Annotated in this window: 19 protein-coding genes and 2 pseudogenes; 11 read left to right on the top strand and 10 right to left on the bottom strand. The window is 62.5% G+C overall.

Annotated elements, in window-relative coordinates:
* Positions 1-88 precede the first annotated feature (88 nt).
* Positions 89-1,084 (bottom strand): 5'-3' exonuclease, encoded by a 996-nt coding sequence (locus tag LDP01_RS03225; RefSeq protein WP_224090151.1) that lies wholly within the window; start codon positions 1,082-1,084, stop codon positions 89-91.
* Between the two features lie 182 nt (positions 1,085-1,266).
* On the opposite strand from LDP01_RS03225, the gene LDP01_RS03220 reads away from it, so the two are divergent.
* From LDP01_RS03220 to LDP01_RS03210, 3 genes are all read left to right on the top strand, one after another.
* Positions 1,267-3,201 carry an FAD-binding monooxygenase gene (locus LDP01_RS03220; protein ID WP_224090150.1) on the top strand — a complete coding sequence of 645 codons (1,935 nt, stop codon included), beginning with the start codon at positions 1,267-1,269 and terminating at the stop codon, positions 3,199-3,201.
* A 129-nt stretch (positions 3,202-3,330) separates the two neighbouring features.
* Complete coding sequence (locus LDP01_RS03215; protein ID WP_224091003.1) at positions 3,331-4,587, top strand: MFS transporter; 1,257 nt, start codon at positions 3,331-3,333, stop codon at positions 4,585-4,587.
* Positions 4,588-4,775: 188 nt separating this feature from the next.
* The gene (locus tag LDP01_RS03210) at positions 4,776-4,994 is read left to right on the top strand and encodes a hypothetical protein (protein WP_346658900.1); all 219 of its coding nucleotides are present in this window, start codon (positions 4,776-4,778) and stop codon (positions 4,992-4,994) included.
* 66 nt (positions 4,995-5,060) lie between these two features.
* Here the strand turns inward: LDP01_RS03210 and LDP01_RS03205 are convergent.
* Positions 5,061-5,415, bottom strand: a pseudogene (locus tag LDP01_RS03205) (TraR/DksA family transcriptional regulator).
* 374 nt (positions 5,416-5,789) lie between these two features.
* On the opposite strand from LDP01_RS03205, the gene LDP01_RS03200 reads away from it, so the two are divergent.
* Entirely contained in the window at positions 5,790-6,086 is a 297-nt protein-coding gene (locus tag LDP01_RS03200; protein ID WP_224090148.1) for a hypothetical protein, read from the top strand.
* Between the two features lie 65 nt (positions 6,087-6,151).
* Here LDP01_RS03200 and LDP01_RS03195 read toward each other — a convergent pair whose 3' ends face one another.
* From LDP01_RS03195 to LDP01_RS03180, 4 genes are all read right to left on the bottom strand, one after another.
* The gene (locus LDP01_RS03195) at positions 6,152-6,745 is read right to left on the bottom strand and encodes a dihydrofolate reductase family protein (RefSeq protein ID WP_224091001.1); all 594 of its coding nucleotides are present in this window, start codon (positions 6,743-6,745) and stop codon (positions 6,152-6,154) included.
* Positions 6,746-6,852: 107 nt separating this feature from the next.
* Positions 6,853-7,323 carry an NAD-dependent epimerase/dehydratase family protein gene (locus LDP01_RS03190; protein ID WP_224090147.1) on the bottom strand — a complete coding sequence of 157 codons (471 nt, stop codon included), beginning with the start codon at positions 7,321-7,323 and terminating at the stop codon, positions 6,853-6,855.
* Positions 7,286-7,735: an NAD(P)H-binding protein gene (locus LDP01_RS03185; protein WP_224090146.1), complete on the bottom strand. Its 450-nt coding sequence runs from the start codon at positions 7,733-7,735 to the stop codon at positions 7,286-7,288. The genes LDP01_RS03190 and LDP01_RS03185 overlap by 38 nt, the downstream gene beginning before the upstream one ends.
* Positions 7,732-8,205 carry a nuclear transport factor 2 family protein gene (locus LDP01_RS03180; RefSeq protein WP_224090145.1) on the bottom strand — a complete coding sequence of 158 codons (474 nt, stop codon included), beginning with the start codon at positions 8,203-8,205 and terminating at the stop codon, positions 7,732-7,734. The genes LDP01_RS03185 and LDP01_RS03180 overlap by 4 nt, the downstream gene beginning before the upstream one ends.
* Before the next feature lie 66 nt (positions 8,206-8,271).
* On the opposite strand from LDP01_RS03180, the gene LDP01_RS03175 reads away from it, so the two are divergent.
* The 6 genes from LDP01_RS03175 to LDP01_RS03150 all read left to right on the top strand — a co-directional run bounded on the left by LDP01_RS03175 (position 8,272) and on the right by LDP01_RS03150 (position 12,577).
* Positions 8,272-8,805: a TetR/AcrR family transcriptional regulator gene (locus LDP01_RS03175; RefSeq protein WP_224090143.1), complete on the top strand. Its 534-nt coding sequence runs from the start codon at positions 8,272-8,274 to the stop codon at positions 8,803-8,805.
* Positions 8,795-8,935: a hypothetical protein gene (locus LDP01_RS03170; RefSeq protein WP_224090141.1), complete on the top strand. Its 141-nt coding sequence runs from the start codon at positions 8,795-8,797 to the stop codon at positions 8,933-8,935. Before LDP01_RS03175 ends, LDP01_RS03170 begins: the two co-directional genes overlap by 11 nt.
* A gap of 60 nt (positions 8,936-8,995) precedes the next feature.
* On the top strand, positions 8,996-9,415 hold the full coding sequence (arfB, locus tag LDP01_RS03165; RefSeq protein WP_224090139.1) for an alternative ribosome rescue aminoacyl-tRNA hydrolase ArfB: 420 nt from the start codon (positions 8,996-8,998) through the stop codon (positions 9,413-9,415).
* A 116-nt stretch (positions 9,416-9,531) separates the two neighbouring features.
* On the top strand, positions 9,532-9,933 hold the full coding sequence (locus tag LDP01_RS03160; protein WP_224090137.1) for a RidA family protein: 402 nt from the start codon (positions 9,532-9,534) through the stop codon (positions 9,931-9,933).
* Positions 9,934-10,122: 189 nt separating this feature from the next.
* Complete coding sequence (locus LDP01_RS03155; protein ID WP_224090136.1) at positions 10,123-11,169, top strand: homoserine dehydrogenase; 1,047 nt, start codon at positions 10,123-10,125, stop codon at positions 11,167-11,169.
* Positions 11,162-12,577, top strand: a complete 1,416-nt coding sequence (locus LDP01_RS03150; RefSeq protein ID WP_224090135.1) for an aldehyde dehydrogenase family protein — start codon at positions 11,162-11,164, stop codon at positions 12,575-12,577. Before LDP01_RS03155 ends, LDP01_RS03150 begins: the two co-directional genes overlap by 8 nt.
* 111 nt (positions 12,578-12,688) lie before the next feature.
* On the opposite strand, the gene LDP01_RS03145 is transcribed toward LDP01_RS03150, so the two are convergent.
* The 3 genes from LDP01_RS03145 to LDP01_RS03135 form a co-directional block, all read right to left on the bottom strand.
* The gene (locus LDP01_RS03145) at positions 12,689-13,144 is read right to left on the bottom strand and encodes an Lrp/AsnC family transcriptional regulator (protein WP_224090134.1); all 456 of its coding nucleotides are present in this window, start codon (positions 13,142-13,144) and stop codon (positions 12,689-12,691) included.
* Between the two features lie 73 nt (positions 13,145-13,217).
* Positions 13,218-14,693, bottom strand: coding sequence for an MFS transporter (locus LDP01_RS03140; protein ID WP_224090133.1), 1,476 nt, complete (start codon positions 14,691-14,693; stop codon positions 13,218-13,220).
* 76 nt (positions 14,694-14,769) lie between these two features.
* The gene (locus LDP01_RS03135) at positions 14,770-15,657 is read right to left on the bottom strand and encodes a dihydrodipicolinate synthase family protein (protein WP_224090132.1); all 888 of its coding nucleotides are present in this window, start codon (positions 15,655-15,657) and stop codon (positions 14,770-14,772) included.
* Positions 15,658-15,781: 124 nt separating this feature from the next.
* Here LDP01_RS03135 and pdxR point away from each other — a divergent pair, with 124 nt between their 5' ends.
* Positions 15,782-17,179, top strand: a complete 1,398-nt coding sequence (gene pdxR / locus LDP01_RS03130) for a MocR-like pyridoxine biosynthesis transcription factor PdxR (protein ID WP_224090131.1) — start codon at positions 15,782-15,784, stop codon at positions 17,177-17,179.
* A 51-nt stretch (positions 17,180-17,230) separates the two neighbouring features.
* Here pdxR and LDP01_RS03125 read toward each other — a convergent pair.
* A pseudogene (locus LDP01_RS03125) lies at positions 17,231-18,980 on the bottom strand (pyruvate dehydrogenase).
* Positions 18,981-18,988: the final 8 nt, after the last annotated feature.

Genomic DNA, 18,988 nt, shown 5'->3' with positions numbered 1-18,988 from the left:
CCTCTCCTCAATCCGCCGTCAATTTAACGGTGCTGAGCCGTCCGAACGGCTGGTAACTTCCAGACGATCTGTAAACATCGTCCTGTTACTACAGTGAGGCGATCACCCAAGCCCACGCTGTTCTGAAGCTGTCAATCAGCTGTGAAGGTGTGGTTGGGTGTCCAAGGGCCGCAAGCAATCGTTTGACTGAACCACCCAGGTTCCATTCGTTGGCCAAGCGCTCAAGCTCGGCGCGTGCCTCGCCGGTCACGGGACGCAGTTGGGCGCCTGCCTCCTCAAGTGTGGGCACCTGCAGGTCGCGAACCACATTGACGACGGCGGGAGCTACCTTAAGGTATCCGGCCGCTGCGGAAAGCTTGGCGCGTACGGAACTGGATAGTCCGCCGTCGGGATCCTCTGCTGCCTCCAGGAGGCCCTCAAGGGAGCCGTGTTCCGCGAGCAGGGACGCGGCCGTTTTCTCGCCGATACCGGCAACGCCCGGCAGGCCATCGGATGAATCGCCGCGCAGTGTGGCGTAGTCCGCGTATTGTTGCGGCAGCACGCGGTACTTGCCAACGACGACGACGTCGGTGACCACTTCCAGGTTCTTCATGCCACGAGCGGTGTAAATGACGCGGACGTCCCGATCATCGTCGACGAGTTGGAAAAGGTCCCGATCACCCGTGACCACATCGGTGGGCAGCTGCGCCTGGCTGGCGTATGTTCCTACGACATCGTCGGCTTCATGGTCATCGATGCCCACCACAGCAATACCCGCAAGGTCCAGCACGTGGCGGATCAGCGGGATCTGCGCTTCGAGAGGATCGGGGACGATTTCGACGTCGGGGCCCACCGGCACGATTTCGGCCACCCTGTGGGCCTTGTAGCTGGGGATGAGCTCAACACGCCACTTCGGGCGCCAGTCATTGTCCCAGCAGGCGACCACGTGGGTCGCTTCATAGTCCGTGGTGAGGCGGGCAATCATGTCCATCAGGCCGCGGACGGCGTTGACGGGTGTGCCGTCGGAGCGGCGGATGGAGTCCGGAACACCGTAAAAGGCGCGGAAGTACAAGGAAGCAGTGTCCAGGAGCATGAGTCGAGGCATATCTGATCCTGACACGTCCTGGCCGGATTCACCGTGAACCTGCGCTAAGCCTCGTCGGCCGGCTACATAAAGACTTGATCCTCACTGTGAGCCGCATTACGATTGGGTGAGCGATAATAGAACAAGGTGTTCAACTATAGAACACAATAAGAATTCAACCCACAAAGAAGTGAGGAAAGCCCGTGCAGTTCCACCACCACGGTTACGTATCCGGTGACCCTCGGGTCGAGCCAGCCGCCGGCGTCGGAATCAACCGCCCGGCCGAGCTTCCCGATGAAGTCGACGTTCTCATCGTCGGTACAGGCCCTGCAGGGATGCTGGCGGCCGCGCAACTGGCTCAGTTCCCGGATATCACGACGCGTATCATCGAGCGGCGCCCCGGTCGTCTGGCCATCGGCCAAGCCGACGGCATCCAGGCCCGCAGCGTGGAGACCTTCCAAGCGTTCGGGTTCGCCGAACGCATCACGGCTGAGGCCTACCGCATCACCGAAATGGCGTTCTGGAAGCCGGACCCCGCCGACCACTCGCGCATCGTCCGCGCGGCCCGCACAGTGGATGACCCCACCGGTATCAGCGAATTCCCGCACCTGATCGTGAACCAGGCCCGCGTGCTGGACTACTTCGCGGAGTTCATGGCCAACTCCCCCACCCGCATGAAGCCTGACTACGGCTACGAGTTCCGCAGTCTTCAGGTCACTGGTGTCGGTGACTACCCGGTCACCGTCACCCTTGGGCACACTGCGGGGCCGGACGAAGGCCAGGAGCGCACCATCCGGGCCAAGTACGTCGTTGGTGCCGATGGTGCCCGCAGCAAGGTCCGCGAGTCCATCGGGTGCCATCTCGCAGGTGACCAGGCCAACCATGCCTGGGGTGTCATGGACGTTCTGGCCGTCACCGACTTCCCGGATATCCGCACCAAATGCGCTATCCAGTCCGGCGCCGGCGGCAGCATCCTGCTGATCCCCCGCGAGGGCGGGCACCTGTTCCGCATGTATGTGGACCTTGGCGAGGTTAAGCCTGAGGATCACGGCGCTGTGCGGAAGACCACCATTGAGCAGATCATCCAGAAGGCCAACGACATCCTGCACCCCTACACGCTGGATGTCCGCAACGTCGCGTGGCACAGTGTTTATGAGGTGGGGCACCGGCTCACGGACAGGTTCGACGACGTCCTGCCGGAGGAACGCGGGACGCGGACGCCGAGGGTGTTCATCACCGGCGATGCCTGCCACACGCACAGCGCAAAGGCCGGCCAGGGAATGAACGTTTCCATGCAGGACGGCTTCAACATCGGCTGGAAACTCGGGCATGTCCTGGAAGGCCGAAGCCCTGAGAGCCTCCTGGACACGTACTCCGCTGAGCGTCAGGTGGTGGCCAAGAACCTGATCGACTTCGACAAGCAGTGGTCCACCTTGATGGCCAAGAAACCCGAAGAGTTCGAAGACCCCACAGAGCTTGAAAACTTCTACACAAGCACGGCCGAGTTCCCTGCCGGTTTCATGACCCAGTACGCTCCGTCCATGCTTGTTGCCGAGCCCACGCACCAGGAACTCGCCACGGGCTTCCCCATCGGCAAGCGCTTCAAGTCGGCCCCGGTCCTGCGGGTCTGCGACACGAACCCGATGCACCTGGGCCACCACGCCAAGGCAGACGGCCGCTGGCGGATCTACGTCTTCGCCGATGCCGCGCAGGCCGGCGCCCCGGGCCGCCTCGCGGACTTCGCCGAGTGGATCGCGAACTCGCCGGACTCGCCGCTTGCGGCTACGCCGTCGGACGCTGACCGCGACGCCTGGTTCGATGTGAAGGTGATCTACCAGCAGGACCACACCAACGTAGACATCAACGCCGTCCCCGCAGCGTTCAAACCCACCGTTGGACCATTCAAGCTCACCTACCTCGAGAAGGTCTTCGGCACGGACCCGGCAGCAGACATCTTTGAGCTGCGCGGACTCAGCCGCGACGGCGTGGTGGTGGTGGTCCGCCCGGACCAATACGTCGCCAACGTACTCCCCCTGACCGCGACGGCGGAACTCGGTGGGTTCTTTGCCACCGTGCATTCCCGGGAGCGGGAAAAGTCGAACACAACGGACGCCGATCTGGTCAGCCACCAGGCGTAAGGATGGATGCAGCTGCCGGGAGCGGGACCAGGCTCCCGGCAGCGAAACCTTCCCCGGGATCTGGCGGAGGCCGGGCAAGCGGACGAGAATGAGCGTGTGGTCACACCTGCCAGCGCTGGCGGCGACACCCTGAACGACGCCGCCAGAAAGATTCAACGTGTCTATCTCACGCTGACGCTGGGCAACACGGTGGCAGCTTCCTTCATCTGGGGTATTAACACGCTTTTCCTGCTTGATGCAGGCTTGAGCAACCTCGAGGCCTTCGCTGCCAACGCTTTCTTCACAGCGGGGATGGTCCTTTTCGAGGTACCTACAGGCGTGATCGCGGACGGCTGGGGTCGCCGTACTTCTTTCCTGCTTGGCACGATCACGTTGGCGGCCTCTACATACTTGTACTTCGTGCTGTGGCAGATCTCTGCACCGTTTTGGATGTGGGCCGTTGTCTCGGTGCTCCTTGGCCTCGGGTTCACGTTCTTTTCCGGAGCTGTGGAGGCCTGGCTTGTGGACGCCTTGCGCTTCTCAGGCTACGAAGGCGGTCTTGAAACCGTTCTGGGCCGCGGCCAGATGGTGCAGGGTGTGGCTATGCTGCTGGGTTCGGTGGCAGGTGGGGTGATCGCCCAAGCCACCAACCTTGGTGTGCCGTTCCTCTTACGGGTTTTCGTTCTGGTTGCCATGTTCGCCGTGGCGTTTGGGCTAATGCACGACGTCGGATTCTCACCTGAGCGGTCCACGCACCCCTTCCGTGCCACCCGCGCAGTGCTTACTGCCTCGATCGAGAACGGCCTCAAAAACCCTCCGGTCCGATACGTCATGCTCGCCGCTCCCTTTAGTGCCGGCGTCGGGATCTATGTTTTCTACGCCCTGCAGCCATACCTCCTGGACCTGTTTGGCGACCCCCATGCCTATTCCATTGCGGGCCTCGCCGCTGCAATTGTGGCGGGCTCGCAAATCCTGGGCGGTTGGCTTGCGCCGCATGCCCGGCGCTTGTTCCACAAACGAACCTCGGTGATGATCCTGGGCGGTCTGGTGGGATTCGTGATCTTGCTGGTCCTCGGTTTCACCCGTGTCTTTTGGGTGGCACTGGTGCTGCTGGCACTGTGGGCTGTGGTTGGCTCTGCGGCAACTCCCGTCCGGCAGGCGTACGTCAATGACATGATCCCCTCGAAGCAGCGCGCCACAGTGCTGAGCTTCGATTCGCTCATGGGATCCAGCGGTGGCGTAGTGATACAGCCACTCCTTGGCCGTGGGGCTGACCTTTACGGCTACCCGGCGTCGCTGGCCATCGCGGGCATTATTGAGCTCATTTCGGTGCCGTTCCTGCTGGCGAGCCGAAGGCAGGGGGCATCCGCAGACCGTGCCAACACCGAAGCCGTTCAGTCACCTTGAGCCGGCAACGAGGGCTTTATGGGCAATCTTCCGGTCAGGGGAAGGTGAATGAGGCGGCAAGTCCGTCGGCATGACACAGTGGGACTCACTCCATGAACGTGTTTAAACGCAAATGTGGTGAAACCAGATACTGAAAGCGTGGACAAGCAATGATCTCCCTACGGCAGGATTCCCAAGGCTTCATCCGGATGAGCAGGCATTTTCCCGCCAGCGCCGCTGTTTCCGTCACCTTTGCCGACGGCACCCGGAAGGTTTTCCCGGGCAAGTGGCTCAACGAGATCTTCGACGACGCCCTGGCTGCGTTCCGGGCGGGAAACAACCTGGACGCCAAGGGCTTCGACCGCGGACCAAAAAAGAAGGTCCAGCATGGCATCGAGTTCGTGCCCATCAGCCCTGACATGGCGTGAAGCGTGCCTGGCTGGTCTCTACCCGTCGGGTTTTCCTGTTGCCTGGGTTTCCTGTTTGTCCGGGTTCTAATGTTTGCCTGAGGCGTGCTTGACGCAATAGGGCGTCCACGGCCTCGCTTCGAGCCGGCCCTCCGGAATAGCGACACCACAAAGCGCACATATGCCGTAAGTACCATCGGAAATCCGCTGCAACGCGGCCTCAATCTGCTCAAGGCCCACACGGCTCTGGTCAAGCAGCGCGGAGGCCCTGTGAGAGCTCGAAGGCGATGGTGGTGCCTTCAGGATCATGCTCGTCGTCGACGTTCGAGTCCTGGCGGGCGAGGCTGACCGATGTGATGTCACTGCGCAGCGCCTTCAGCAGGGCAAGCTTCCGGCCCCGCTCCTCCTCCAGCAGAACCCGGAACCGCTCGACGTCGACCATGTGAGCAAGCCTACCCATCGCCCCGCCCCGTTCCTGACCCGGCCGGGATCATCACAGCAGGGCACGATAACAAGACCGGCCGAATGATCAGCTTTTACATCAACGACGATGTACCTACCGCACCCCTCATCGCTATGCTGCGACAGATCGCCGCCAACAATCGCGCAGGCGGGTGGCGGAAAATCAAAGCAGGTTTGCAAGAGACTTCCGGCCCAGCGTGAGCGCCGGCCTTCATCGCGCGGCGGCCGGGAATCATGCGGAACAACGGCCCGTTATGTCTACAACGGCCATCTCTACAACGGCCGTTTCCGCCGTACAAATAACGACGGCCGTTTCCGCCATACACATAACGACAGGAAGTTTGGGGACTGACCATGACGTTGAACGAAACGATTGCCCGACTCCGGGCGGCCCACCTCATGGTCCGTGACGCCAAGGAGTGGGACGAACTGTCCGTGAATCTGTGGACTGCCTACCAGGCCAACGATGAAGAACTCGTTGAGCAGTTTGCGGCCACCGTTCCTGCAGTCGTGGCGGACCGTCACGCGGTACGTGCTCCGGGACACCTTCGACGCAGCCGGCATCTCGGTCGGCGAACCAACGCGTCCATGGGGAATCGCGACGCTCACCGCCAATGGAACCACCAGCGAACCACTCCTCTGCCCCGCTGAAGGATTCCAGCTGCTCACGTTTGCCGAAATAATGTCCAGCTATTCGGATTCGCTGGAGCCTCTTTTCACGGCTGCCGGACAGGCGGACCGCTGATCAGCGTGGGTATGTACTCCAGCAGCTGCAGCTGACCATCGAAGGTCCTGCTGTTCACCATTTGAAGCGAAACATCAGGATAGCCGTCATAGATCCGTTCCCTGCCAGTGCGGCCAGTGATCACCGGAAAAACGACGATCCTGTATCGGTCCACAAGTCCGGCACTCAACAAAGAGCGGCAAAGGCTGAGGCTTCCCAGTGTGGTCAGGGTGCCGGTCCGGGTCCGCTTCAGCTCTTTGACAGCTTCCACAGCATCCCCGCTTACCAGCTCGGAATTCGGCCAAGCCAGGGGTTCCTGGAGTGTGGACGAGAAGACGACCTTCGGCAGGGCAGCCAGCCCTGTCAAGGCCTCTCCCTCTTCCTTGGAGAACCCGGAGTCTTCGCCTGCGGCCTGTTCCGACATGCTTGACATCACCCGATAGGTGTTGGCCCCCATCAGCGTTGTGAAATCCTTCTTCCCTTCTTCCTCAAGCCAGGCAAGGTATTCCGGGGATTCAAGTCCCCACCAACCGGGCCACCCCTCCGCTGAGGCATACCCATCAAGGGAAATGATCAAATCCACCATCAACTGCGCTGATGTCGCTTCTGTAGTTGGCTCGCCCACGGCTGCTCCTCACGGGATTTCAGGTTGTGCCTAGCATTGTCCTCCCGAAGGCCGGTTTGCACCACGACTCATGTGCTCCTGATCCGGTCCAAACTCTCACGCAGTCCGATCACCGGAATTTCAGGGAGCGCGGCACGTTCCACAGCCGGATCGAAGGCCGCAGCGCCTGATTCCATCCACAGCGCAGCCCTGGCCATCCGGGCCATGAACGGCGAAATCGGACCTGCAACTGCGGCCATCACCCGCAACGCTGCCACTGGGATCCTCTGGATCGAGCCCTTTCCAGCGTCTGCGAGGATGGCTTCCGCGAGCGTGTTGAAGGGGTGCGTTTCGGACCCCCACTCAACGGTTCTTCCACGCAAGGAAGGTCCGGACAGAGCCAACCGAACAGCGGCAGCAGCGTCCGGCGTCGACGTAAATGTCACAGGTGCCCGTCCCGAACCGAAGACAAGCACCCTGCCCTTCGTGTGGAGGGGCTGGCTCATTGAGTCGAGGAACTGCTCAAGGTTCGCTCCCATCCGGATTACTGTCCATGCCATGCCCGAGGCCCTTCAATGCCTCCTCCGCTGCGTACTTCATGCGCAGGAAATCCAGAGGGGCATCGGGAGCCGCCCCATGCATCGACATCATCACTACATGTTCCACGCCCGCCCGGGACGCGGCATCGATGACCCGAAGTGCGCCGTCGCGGTCCACACTGCGTGGGTTGCCGCCTCTTTTCAGCCCAAAGCCCGACGCCGCGAACACCACGTGGCTGCATCCGGCAACGGCCCGTCCGCAGTCCTTGCCCGAGGCGAGCGTCCCGCGGACAAGCTCGACGCCGTCGACGTTCTTCCTGGGGAAGGGCTGGGATTCACCCCTGGCCATGACCCGTACGGAAGCACCGCGCCGAACCAGTTCCCCCGTAAGCCGCGAACCCAGGCGGCCCGTACCGCCCACTACGAGGATCATGACTCCTGCGATATCGGAAGTACGGCCCCATCCTGAAGGCCCGTGCCCGCAGTGGTGCGGACGGCGTCGTCGATGTCACCCGAAGAACGTTCCACAGGTTCGAGATAGAAATGGACGGAGGCGATCCGCTCCTGCCGCACAGTAATAATCGCCACTCCGGCAAGTTCCACCGGCGTCCCATCGCGTCTTGTGCCCCGGGCGCCCCATTCAACCCAAACGGTTCCGTGCCGGCCTTCAGCGGCGTCGGCGATTGCCGGTGTGAGGTCAGGAATGCCAGCAAAAAGGCTGGTCCAGTTGGCACGGACCTGGGCGCGGCCGGTGAAATTACGTTCGGGATGAATCGGGGTGATGTTGACGTAGTCCGCGGCGAATTCGGCGACCAAGGCGTCAAGGTCGTGGCGGCCGGACGCAGCGAACATCCGGCGAACGGGCCCTTCCGGAAGGCGCTCCAGGCCCTCCACGGTTTCCATGGTGACTCCTTGGTGCGGTATCTTGAATTCAATACAGTTATCTGTATTGATTGGAGTCTAGGAGTCATGGCAACCGGAATCAAGAGTCCCGGTGAAACATCCGGGGGTCAACGCAGCTACGATGCCAGCCGTCGCCGCCAAGCCGCCGAGGCGTCGCGGCGCACCATCCTCGCGCACGCCCGCGAACTATTCCTCCTGCAGGGCTTCGGCGCGACCACCATCTCCGAAATTGCCGCTGCGTCCGCAGTATCGACGGAGTCCATCTACAAGAAATTTGGCGGCAAGGCCGGCCTCGTCCGGGCTCTCCACGAGCAGAGTCTCCTCGGCAAGGGCGGGCCGCCAGCCGAGCAGCGCTCAGACCTCGCACAAGTAGCGGCAGACGACCCACGGGAACTGATGGAACAGTTCGGCCGGTTCACTGCAGAAGTCCGCCCCCTTGCGGCACAAATCAGCCTGCTGATCCGTGACGCCGCTGCAACAGGGGATGCCGACATGGCCGGCCTCCTGAAGGACATTGACGACGCCCGGCATCGCCGGATGCTGCACAACGCGCGTCAACTGATTGCCCGAGGCCCTGCTCCGTCCGGGCTTGGGCGCTGAAGAGGCCGCCGACATCATGTTCGCGTGCACCACGCCCGAACTGTTCGAAAGCCTCGTCCTGAAACGAGGGTGGAGCGCAGTGCGGTACGGCCGGTTCATCGCCTCTGCTCTCGCCGCAAACCTGCTCTGACACGCATGCCGAAGCACCGCCCGGCTGGGAAGACCCGCCCCGACGTGCAACGCTTGTTCAATGGACTTGGAAATCTCGCCCTCCCTCACGATTCCAGCCTCGGAACTCGGTTGGCGGTTCTCGCGTTCATCGGGACCGGGCGGTCAACACGTCAACACGACCGACAGCAAGGCTGAGCTTTCCTGGAACGTAGCTACGTCTGAGGCATTAACAGAAGGCCAGCGGGAGATCTTGCTGCGTCGCCTGGAGAAGCGACTCGTCGACGGAGTCATCACAGTTACAGCCTCCGAACAGCGCTCGCAGTTACGCAACCGCGAGAGCGCCCTGGCCAAGCTCGCTGGCATTGTGGTGGCGGGCCTTGCCTCACGGACTGTCCGCAGGTCAACTAAACCCACACGCGGGTCCGCCCAGCGGCACCGCGCCGCAAAAGTACAGAGGGCAGCAACGAAACAGCAACGACGGCGGCCCTCGCCTGAGTGACGAACACCTGACTCACGAGCACCTGAGTGCGAATACGCGACTGACGAGGCGTGGCCAACCGGAGCATTGGGGTGCACCCCCTTTTGGCAATTGGCCGGGGATGGCAGCATACAGTCATGTCACCTATCCAGCGCATCCGGCCCGAGGGACTTGTCTCCAGCCCGGCATTCAGCCATGTAGCCGTCGTCCCTCCAAACGCCACCACCATCTACGTCGGCGGCCAGAACTCCGTCGACAGCGGCGGTTCGCTCGTAGGCGAGGGTGATGTTGGAGTGCAATCTGCCCGCGCCCTGGCGAACGCAAAGACCGCGCTCGCGGCTGCCGGGGCAACCCTTCGCGACGTCGTGCAGTGGACGGTCCTCTTCGTGGACGGCGCCGACCTCGCCGCAGGGTACGGCGCCATTGCATCCGACCTCGCCGCCGACGAGCCGCCGCTCGTGACAGCCGCGTTTGTCTCCCGTTTGGGCGTTCCCGGGGCGCTGGTGGAGATCAGTGCGGTAGCCGCCGTCGAGCGGTAAAGAAGGCCATTGCACTGGAAGATGTTCTCCATCCAATCCCAACTGGGGGCAGCACCGCGGGCGTTTAGGCATGGTTGGCAGCTTTTTTGGGCGTTTCGTCATCCTTGGCGGGCGATTCGCATCTAGGGAACTGACACGCCTGGAACCGAGGCTTAAAGGACAGCACCACCGCCCTACCAAGGAGATCACGTGACTACCTACAACCTGGCCCTCATCGGTTTCGGAGGCGTTAACCGCGCTTTGGCCGAACTCATCCGTGATGAACCCCGGCGATTTGCCTCACTCGGATTCGAGCTTCGCGTCGTGGCCATCACCGATCTTGCCTTCGGCTCACTCGTACAGGTAGACGGCATCGACCTGGCCGCCGTGTTGGCGATGCCCCGCGGGTCCTCGTTCGAGGGACTGCCAGGTGGCAGCCCGGATCCCCGCAATGAAGACGTCATCAAGAACAGCCCGGCCGACATCGTCGTTGAGGCTACATTCACCAGTCCGATCGACGGCGAACCCGCAGTTTCGCACGTCAAGTGGGCCATCGAGTCCGGCAAGCATGTGGTGACCACCAACAAGGGCCCGGTGGCCTTGCATGGCATGGAACTGGGCCGGCTTGCGGCAGACAATGGTGTCCGTTTCGAGTACGAGGGTTCAGTCATGAGTGGCACGCCCGTCATTCGACTAGCACACAAAATGCTGGGCGGCCTCGAATTGAACTCCGTTCAAGGCATTCTGAACGGAACCAGCAACTACGTCCTGGGCCGGATGGAGGCCGGGCTGGGCCTGGAGGAAGCGATTGCCGAAGCCCAGGACCGCGGATACGCCGAAGCGGACCCCACTGCTGACATCGGCGGCTCGGACGTCCGGTTGAAGGTCGCCATCCTGGCCAACGAGCTGCTCGGTGCCAACATCCACCCCAATGACGTGGAAACCACCGGTATTCAGGACATCAAGAGCGAAGACGTGGCACAGGCCCTGGCAAGCGGCTACCGCTGGAAGTTGATTGGCGAAGCCCGGCGGCAAGACGACGGCGGCATCGTAGCTACCGTCCAGCCCATCGCCCTTCCGGGTGAACACCCGCTGGCTGGTATTTCCGGTGCCACCAATGCCGTGTCCTTCAGCACGGATTTGCTGGGAGCCGTCACAGTATCGGGTCCTGGGGCCGGCCGCGTGGAAACTGCCTACGCCCTCATCTCGGACATCATCGCCGTCAACGAATTCGCCAAAGGAGCGGTCCGTGCCTGAGTCAGCCATCGCCGACGCCACAACCGCAGCCGCTACCACCGACCTGGCGGTCTACGACAAGTTTGACGGTTCCATCCTGGCGACACTTCCACAGTGCACCGAGGCAGATGTGCGCGTGGAGATCATCCGGGCGGCGGCCTCCGCTCCGGCAGCAGCGGCTATGCCGCGTCATGAACGTGGGCGGATTCTGGATACGGCTGCAGACCTTCTCCAGCAACGGACGCAGAAAGTGGCCGGGCTAATCGTCGCCGAGGCCGGGAAGACCATCACACAGGCGCTCAAAGAGGTCTCCCGTGCAGTGAATACGCTGAAGCTCTCGGCAGCGGAAACCCGCCGCAACGTTGGCGAAGTAGTTCCCTTCGACTCCTTCTCCGGCTCCGAAAACCGCCAGGGCTGGTTCACCCGTGAACCGTTGGGTCTTATCGCTGCCATTACCCCGTACAACGATGCCCTGAACCTGGTGGCGCACAAGTTGGGGCCGGCGATTGCCGGAGGGAACACCGTCATCCTCAAGCCGTCCCAGCTGACACCTTTGACGGCCATCCTCCTCGTGGACCTGTTGCGCGAGGCAGGCCTGCCGACGGAGTTCGTCACCGTTGTCCTGGGCGATCGCACCATCGCGCAAACCATCATCTCGTCCAAACTGGTTCGGATGGTCTCCTTCACGGGCGGCTTTTCCACGGGCCGGGCCATCGCCGCCAATGCCGGTATAAAACGCCTGTCCATGGAACTCGGCGGCAACGCACCCGTCATCGTCTTCGACGACGCGGACATTCCTGCCGCCGTCGAGGCCAGTGTTTCCGGTTCCTTCTGGGCCGCGGGACAGAATTGCATCGGCGCCCAGCGGATCCTCGTCCAGCGGCCGGTCTTCGACACCTTCCTTCACGCTTTTGTCGCCCGAACGGCCGCCCTCACGACAGGCGATCCCCGAAGGCAGCAGACCGACGTCGGACCCATGATCAGCGCCTCCTCTGCCGCAGAAGCGAAGCGCAAGATCGACGAAGCGGTGTCGGCCGGTGCGCGACTGCTCACTGGCGGCACCTTGGACGGCGCGCTCCTGACACCTGCTGTCCTTACCGAAGTACCGCGCAGTTGCGAGGCATGGAGCGAGGAACTGTTCGCACCCGTGGTCCTCGTGGAACCGTTCGACTCCGCCGAGGAAGCCATCGAACTGGCCAACGACAGCGAATACGCGTTGCAAGCGGGGGTATTTACCAAGGACCTGGCCCGGGCGCTGGCCACCGCCAAGGCAATCGACGCAGGCGGAGTGATGATCAACGATTCTTCGGACTACCGCCTCGATGCGATGCCTTTTGGCGGCTCGAAATACGGCAGCATGGGCCGGGAAGGCGTCCGCTTCGCCTACGAAGAAATGACGCAGCCCAAGGTCATCGCGATCACGTCATGATGATCGCCTGGCGTTACCGTCAATAAAACAGGCCGTGCCTGTCCGGCGCTGCGTAACCTCCTCGGTTCCGCAGCGCCGGAACCATTTAAGCCCGGCATGGTTCGCGCCGCCCTAGCGGGGTGACTGCCTGTCGATGACCGTGGAGAGGGACAAGGCAGTGGTGATGTCGCGGACTCCAGGAAACTCTGAGACCTGCCTCCAGATCTCCTGGATCCGTGCAGCGTCGGGGGCCTCCACCCTGACCACGATATCCAGTTCGCCGCTGACGACATCACAAGTGGCGATCTCAGGAATGGCCTTGAGTCCGGCAATCACGTCTCCGCCCCGCATCCTGTCATGCCGTTGGATCAGGAGCACCGCATTGACCGTGGCCGAGCCTTCCCCGGCTGATTCCTTGATGGTGTACCCGTGGATATACCCGTCCCGTTCAAGCCGCTCAATCCGTTGCCTCACTGCGTTTCGGGAGAGCAGCACCTTCTCGCCCAACTGGGCAAGGCTGATACGGGCATTGCGCCGCAGCTCGGCCAGAATCTGCGCATCTATCTCATCACGTGGACTCTTCGGCACGGACGCTCCTGTCTGAGGGGATGTGAACATGTGTTTGGGGACAACGCCCTTCGAAGCAGGAATGCCGCTGCGGCTACCGTGTCCGGCGAGTTGGCCGGTTCAAACATATCCCATTGATCTGTTGCTTCTTCGGGCATAGTTGGCAGGACCTTGTTTGGTGCTCGGTGTGGGCCTGCCGGACCTGGTCCAGTCCCCCGAACCCAAGAGCGTCAAGGTGACACGAAAAGGTGATGGTGCCCTGCTGTGGAGAAGTGCGGCAAGCGGCTTTCTGCTCCAGTAGAACCCTTATATGTCTTGCGGCCCTGGCCTGCCTCAGGGCCGATCCCGCTGTTTGGGACCGTTCACGACGGCGGTCAAACAGGGAAGCGCTCACGGCCACCGCAATAAGGGCGGACGCCAAAAGCAAGGGCAGGTGTGTCATTGGTACAACCATGGCCCCTGCCAACGCTGTGCCGGCAGAACCCGCTGTGATCTTTAAGGCTCCGATCCACACGAAGACCTGACCTCGTGCCCCGGCTGGTGCATATTCGCTGCGCGCGGCCAATGTTGCGGCGAAAAAGCAGGAGTTGAGCACTCCGGCCAGGGAATAGACCACCGCTGCCACGGGGAAGATCCCGGCGAAGACCGCCCCACACAGCGCAACGCCAACAGCAGCTCCCAGCCAGGTCATGAGGTGGTCCGCATCGCTTCGCAACGGCCGGATCATGACACCAGCGGATCCTAGAAGCCCGCCAAGACCATATGCGGCAGTCAGGACCCCTGCCGCGGCTGGCCCGACCCCCAGTTGTGTCGTCGAAGCCACTGCGGTGACAGGCAGCGAAGCGACCGACAAGGCGACGACGACCGTCAGGTAGAGCGTGCGACGCAAAGGACCGCTGGACAGCATCATTAGCAATGTCGGACCCGGGCGCGGTACCTCCGAGGGAACTGAAGTTTGAGGAGAAGAGGGCAAAAGCCTGACCAGGGCGGCGGCGACAAACGTTAGTCCGGCTAGGATCAATGCCGCCAATGCCGGATTCGCCCAGCCCGAAACAGCTGCGACCAAAGAGGGACCAATGGTTCCGCTGATGCCATATGTTGCTACATCCCATCCATGTGCGCGTCGCTGACTGATTCTGCTGCCCCCAGCGATCGCTGAGAGCCGGCTGCTAATGCCGCCCGTCAATAATGGACCGACCAGTCCGGACGCAATGAGCAGAAGACCCGGCACGATTGGAGGAGTCAGCGGGTACAGCAGGACAGCAGCGGCCAGGGTAACGCCGTGCATCAGGCACGCCCAGGCGATCACCGTTCTGCCGTCCCGGGCAGTGTCCAGTGTCCTGGCAACGAACGGACCGAAAAGGTGCGGTGCCGTGATGCAGGCACCCAGGATTCCGGCCAGCCAACCCGGCGCCCCACTGGTTGTCACCAGCAGGACAATGGCGACAACCGCACCCCCATCGGCGCTGCGCGCCAGGGTGGCCGCAGCGACATAGCGGGCCAATCCGCCCGGAGACGTCTGCTTACCCCTGGCAGCACGGTTGGTTGTGCGCCCGTCGATGAGGCTCATGTCCCTCTCCCCCGTTCTTGGTCCGACCCCATTCATTTGCGTTGTTTCCAGCCAGGTGACCAGCCCTCCAAGCCACCTAGGCCTCCAATCCACACTGGCGGATGGCCTCGGTAACTCTGGTGCGCCCTTCGGTATCCAAGCCGTGCAGCGGCAACGGCAAGGCTGACGACGGAATGAGCCCCAGGTCTTCAGCCAGTGCGACGGTGACCCGAAGGCTCCCATAGGTTCGGAACAGGGACCAGACGGGTTCCAACGCGGCGGAAGCTGCCATCGCATCATCGCGCCGGCCAGCCAAAGCGTGGTCAACGATTTCCCGGGCCTGGCGGGGAAGGATCCCGCCAATCACCGAGTACCAGAGATCGCAACCAGCAAGCAGTGCTTCGGCGGCAATCCAATCTCCGCTGATACCCAAAAATGTTTGCCCGGGCAAAGCTGCGCGGAGCTTGCCGAGCCTGCTCTCAATGTCAGTGGCAGCCGGCGGCGGAATCTTGATGGAAGCTATTCCCGGGATACGTGCGATCCGGGCATGCAGTTCGTCCGTGAAGGTAAAGCCCGTGGTGCCGGGATTGTCATACACGACGACCGGAAGGTCTGACTCTGACGCGAGGTCCTCAAACAACCCGAAAACTTCCCCTTCCGACAGGCGTTGATAAGACACCGGAGCCAAGAGCAGTGCCGAGGCGCCAGCGGCATGGGCATCGCCGGCAAGAACGAGGACGTCGCGGGTACGCACTGCCCCCACACCGGCCAAAACCGGCACGCCCCCCGCAGCCTGAACGGACGCTTCAAGGACCATGCGTCGTTCTTCACGGGAGAGATAGGCGTAGTTTCCCGTCGAGCCAAGGACACCGAGTGAATCCGCCCCTGACTGTGCCGCGCGGGCCGCCAGCCGGGCAACGGCGTCCAGATCGACACTTTCACCGTTCATGGGTGTCAGGGGGAATGCGCTGAGGCCGTTGAACACTACAGTCCTGCTTTCTTGTGGCTGTGGCCGGGTGCGAGCACAGCAAATGGGTGAGTACGCGTCTCATGCTGCCAAAGGGCTTGGTCCTACACTAGATCCAAGAATGAACAACTCCGGAGGTCCAATGAGCGAATCGGAAATACCCATCGAGGTGGATAGGCAGAGTCCGGCCTCCCTGTCCGCCCAAGTTGCAAGCCAGCTCCGTAGCGCCATCCTCAGCGGACTCCTCCAGCCTGAGCACACGCTCCCCGCAACCCGAAGCCTGGCCAAGGACTTGGGGATATCCCGTGGCGTGGTGGTGCGGGCCTTCGAGCAGCTCTCCGGGGAAGGTTTCCTGGAAAGCAACGGTACTGGTGGGACCAGAGTGGCTGTCCGGCCGGACATTCAAAAGCGCCCGGACGAAGTGAAAGCGCAGCGCAGCAGCCCTGCCAACGCCGAGGTGATTGACCTGACCCCCGGCCGCCCCTCGGGATCGCCGTTCCAAGACAGGGAGTGGCGCAACGCGTGGAAGAGGGCCTTGGCGGAGCAAGGAAACACGCATCTGCCACCAGCCCTTGGAACGCTGGAGCTTCGGGAAGCCGTGGCCGGTCATCTGGCGGTGTCCAGGGGTTTGGCCGTCGACCCGGAGGACGTCATGATTACTGCCGGCACCAGTGATGCACTGCATCTGGTGGTGTCCATGCTTCGCGGCAGGAGGAACAATCCGCGCATCCTGGTCGAAGACCCGGGCTACCCCACGGCGCGGCGGGTGATGAGCGCGGCCGGTGCCCATCTTCAGCTGCTTCCCGTGGACGAGGACGGCCTGAAGAGCTCCCAACTCGCCGGACTCAACGTCATTCCCGACGCCGTCCTCATCACCCCCAGCCACCAGTACCCTCTCGGTGGCAGGATGGCAGTCCAGGAACGGCTCGGCCTGCTGAAGTGGGCGGACCGCCATGGCGTGCTCGTGTTGGAGGACGACTACGACAGCGAATTCCGCCACAGCAGAATGCCCCTGCCTGCCGTCGCCTCCCTGCCAGCAGCTGCCGACGTCGTACTTCTCGGAACGTTCTCAAAGAACCTCAGTCCTTGGCTGCGCTGCGGTTATCTGGTGGTCCGGGGCGATGCCGGCCAGCGCCTCAAGGCCGTACGTGAAGCCTTGGACACTCCGGTGGCCGGGGTCCTGCAGTCGGCCCTCGCCCATTACCTTCAGGGCGGCGGACTCTCCCGACACATTGCCCGGGCCCGGAGGGAATATTCGCACCGCCGGTCCTTGCTCATTGAGCGCTTGGGCCCGCGGACCGATGTGGAGCTTGCAGGACTCGACGGCGGGTTGCATGCCGTGATCCGCTTCGAACACCCTGACGCGGCGGATCTGGCTGGGAAGGCGCTGGAACGGGGTGTACGGGTCATCCCCCTGGCCGGATATTACGCTGAGCGCCCACCGGTGAATGGCTTGGTCGTCGGGTATGGCGCAGTGTCCGACCTCCAACTGTCAAAAGCCCTCGCTATTCTGGGCACCCTTCTCGACGAGCATCCGTAAGCCAGGGAATTCCTGCGTTCCGTTTGAGACTGCCGCCGGCACAGACTCCCGTCACCGCCGGGGAATGTTGCGCAGATTGCTGCGGGCCATGCTTACAGCTTCGCCGGCGCCGCGGTTCAAGACCACTTTGGACATGGCCGTCGCGAACCCGATGACTTGTTGCCCCGAAATCTTCGGCGGGATGGACAGCGCATTCGGATCAGTGATGAGCTCCACCAGCGAAGGGCCCGGGTAGGCGAACGCCTCCCGATACGCTTCCTCGATGTCCGCAGGATCTGTCACCCGGACAGCATGGAAGCCCAAGGCCCTTCGCGACGGCGGCATAGTTTGCGTCAGGTACGTCGACGCCGAAATCGGGCAGCCCATCCACCAACATTTCGAGCTTGACCATGCCCAGTGTTGAGTTGTTGAAGACCACTACATTGACCGGCAGTTGATGTGCAGCCACGGTAATGAGCTCACCAAGCAACATGGCCAAGCCCCCATCACCAGAGACAGAAACCACCTGGCGCCCGGGATAGGCCATCTGTGCACCGATGGCGTGTGGAAGGGCGTTGGTCATTGACCCGTGAAGGAAGGAACCGATCAGCCGGCGCGTGCCCAGGGGGTTGATATAGCGAGCCGTCCAGACGTTGCACATACCGGTATCCGCGGTGAAGATGGCGTCTTCCGCCGCTACCTGGTCCAGCAGGGAAGCAGCATACTCAGGATGAATGGGCTGCTTCTTTTCGACCTTCCGCGTGTACGCGCCCACAGCCTTGTTCATCAGGCGGTCGTGCTTCTTCAGCATCTGGTCCAGGAAGCGGCGGTTCTTCTTTGGATTGACCAAGGGCAGAAGAGCGGCCAAGGTAGGCAGGACGTCGCCGTGGACGGCAATGTCGACGTCGGTCCTCCTCCCCAGCCGCTGTGCGGCCCGGTCAACCTGTGCCGTCCGGGTGTCCGGCAGGAACTGGTCGTAGGGAAAATCGGTACCAAGAAGGATCAGCAGATCGGCGTCCTCGATGCCCTCCGCAGCAGCACCATAGCCCAGGAGCCCGGTCATGCCGATGTCGAACGGGTTGTCGTACTGGACGAAGTCCTTGCCTCGCAGCGAGTGGCCAATCGGGGCGTTGACCAGCTCCGCCAAAGCGATCAGTTCGTCGTGGGCTCCCTGGACGCCCGCCCCCGCGAAAATGGCGACTTTTCCGGCGTCGTTGATGGCGTCAGCCAGTTCCTGGACGCTCGACTGGTCCGGGATCAGGCGGGCGGGCCGAAACGTAGCGGGTAACGGCGTCGGCGCGGTGGCCTCAAGTCCGGCGATATCGCCGGGAAGAGTCACGACGGCGACTCCCCCAAGGGCTACAGCGTTCTGGATGGCGCTGTGCATAACGCGGGGAGCCTGCTCGGCCGTGCTGACCAGTTCCGAATACACTGAGCATTCGGTGAAGAGCCGGTCAGGATGGGTTTCCTGGAAGAACCCGCTGCCGATCTGCTTGCTGGGGATGTGCGAAGCGATGGCAAGTACGGGCGCGCCAGTGCGGTTGGCGTCGTAGAGTCCGTTGATCAGATGGAGGTTGCCCGGTCCACAGGAGCCGGCACAGACTGCAAGCTTGCCAGTCAGTTGAGCCTCGGCGGCCGCAGCAAAAGCGGCCGCTTCTTCGTGGCGGACATGGATCCAATCGATACCGCCTTTGGCCGACCCTCCCGTTTGACGTACGGCATCCACTATTGGGTTGAGGCTGTCACCGACGATTCCGTAAATGCGCTGCACACCGGCAGCCTGGAGTTGTTCGATGAGCTGGGTAGCAAGTTCCTTGGCCATAGTGTGCA

It is taken from the genome of Arthrobacter sp. StoSoilB13, from assembly GCF_019977255.1.
In the GTDB taxonomy this organism is placed as follows: domain Bacteria; phylum Actinomycetota; class Actinomycetes; order Actinomycetales; family Micrococcaceae; genus Arthrobacter.
This window is presented reverse-complemented; position numbering and strand designations above follow the sequence as displayed.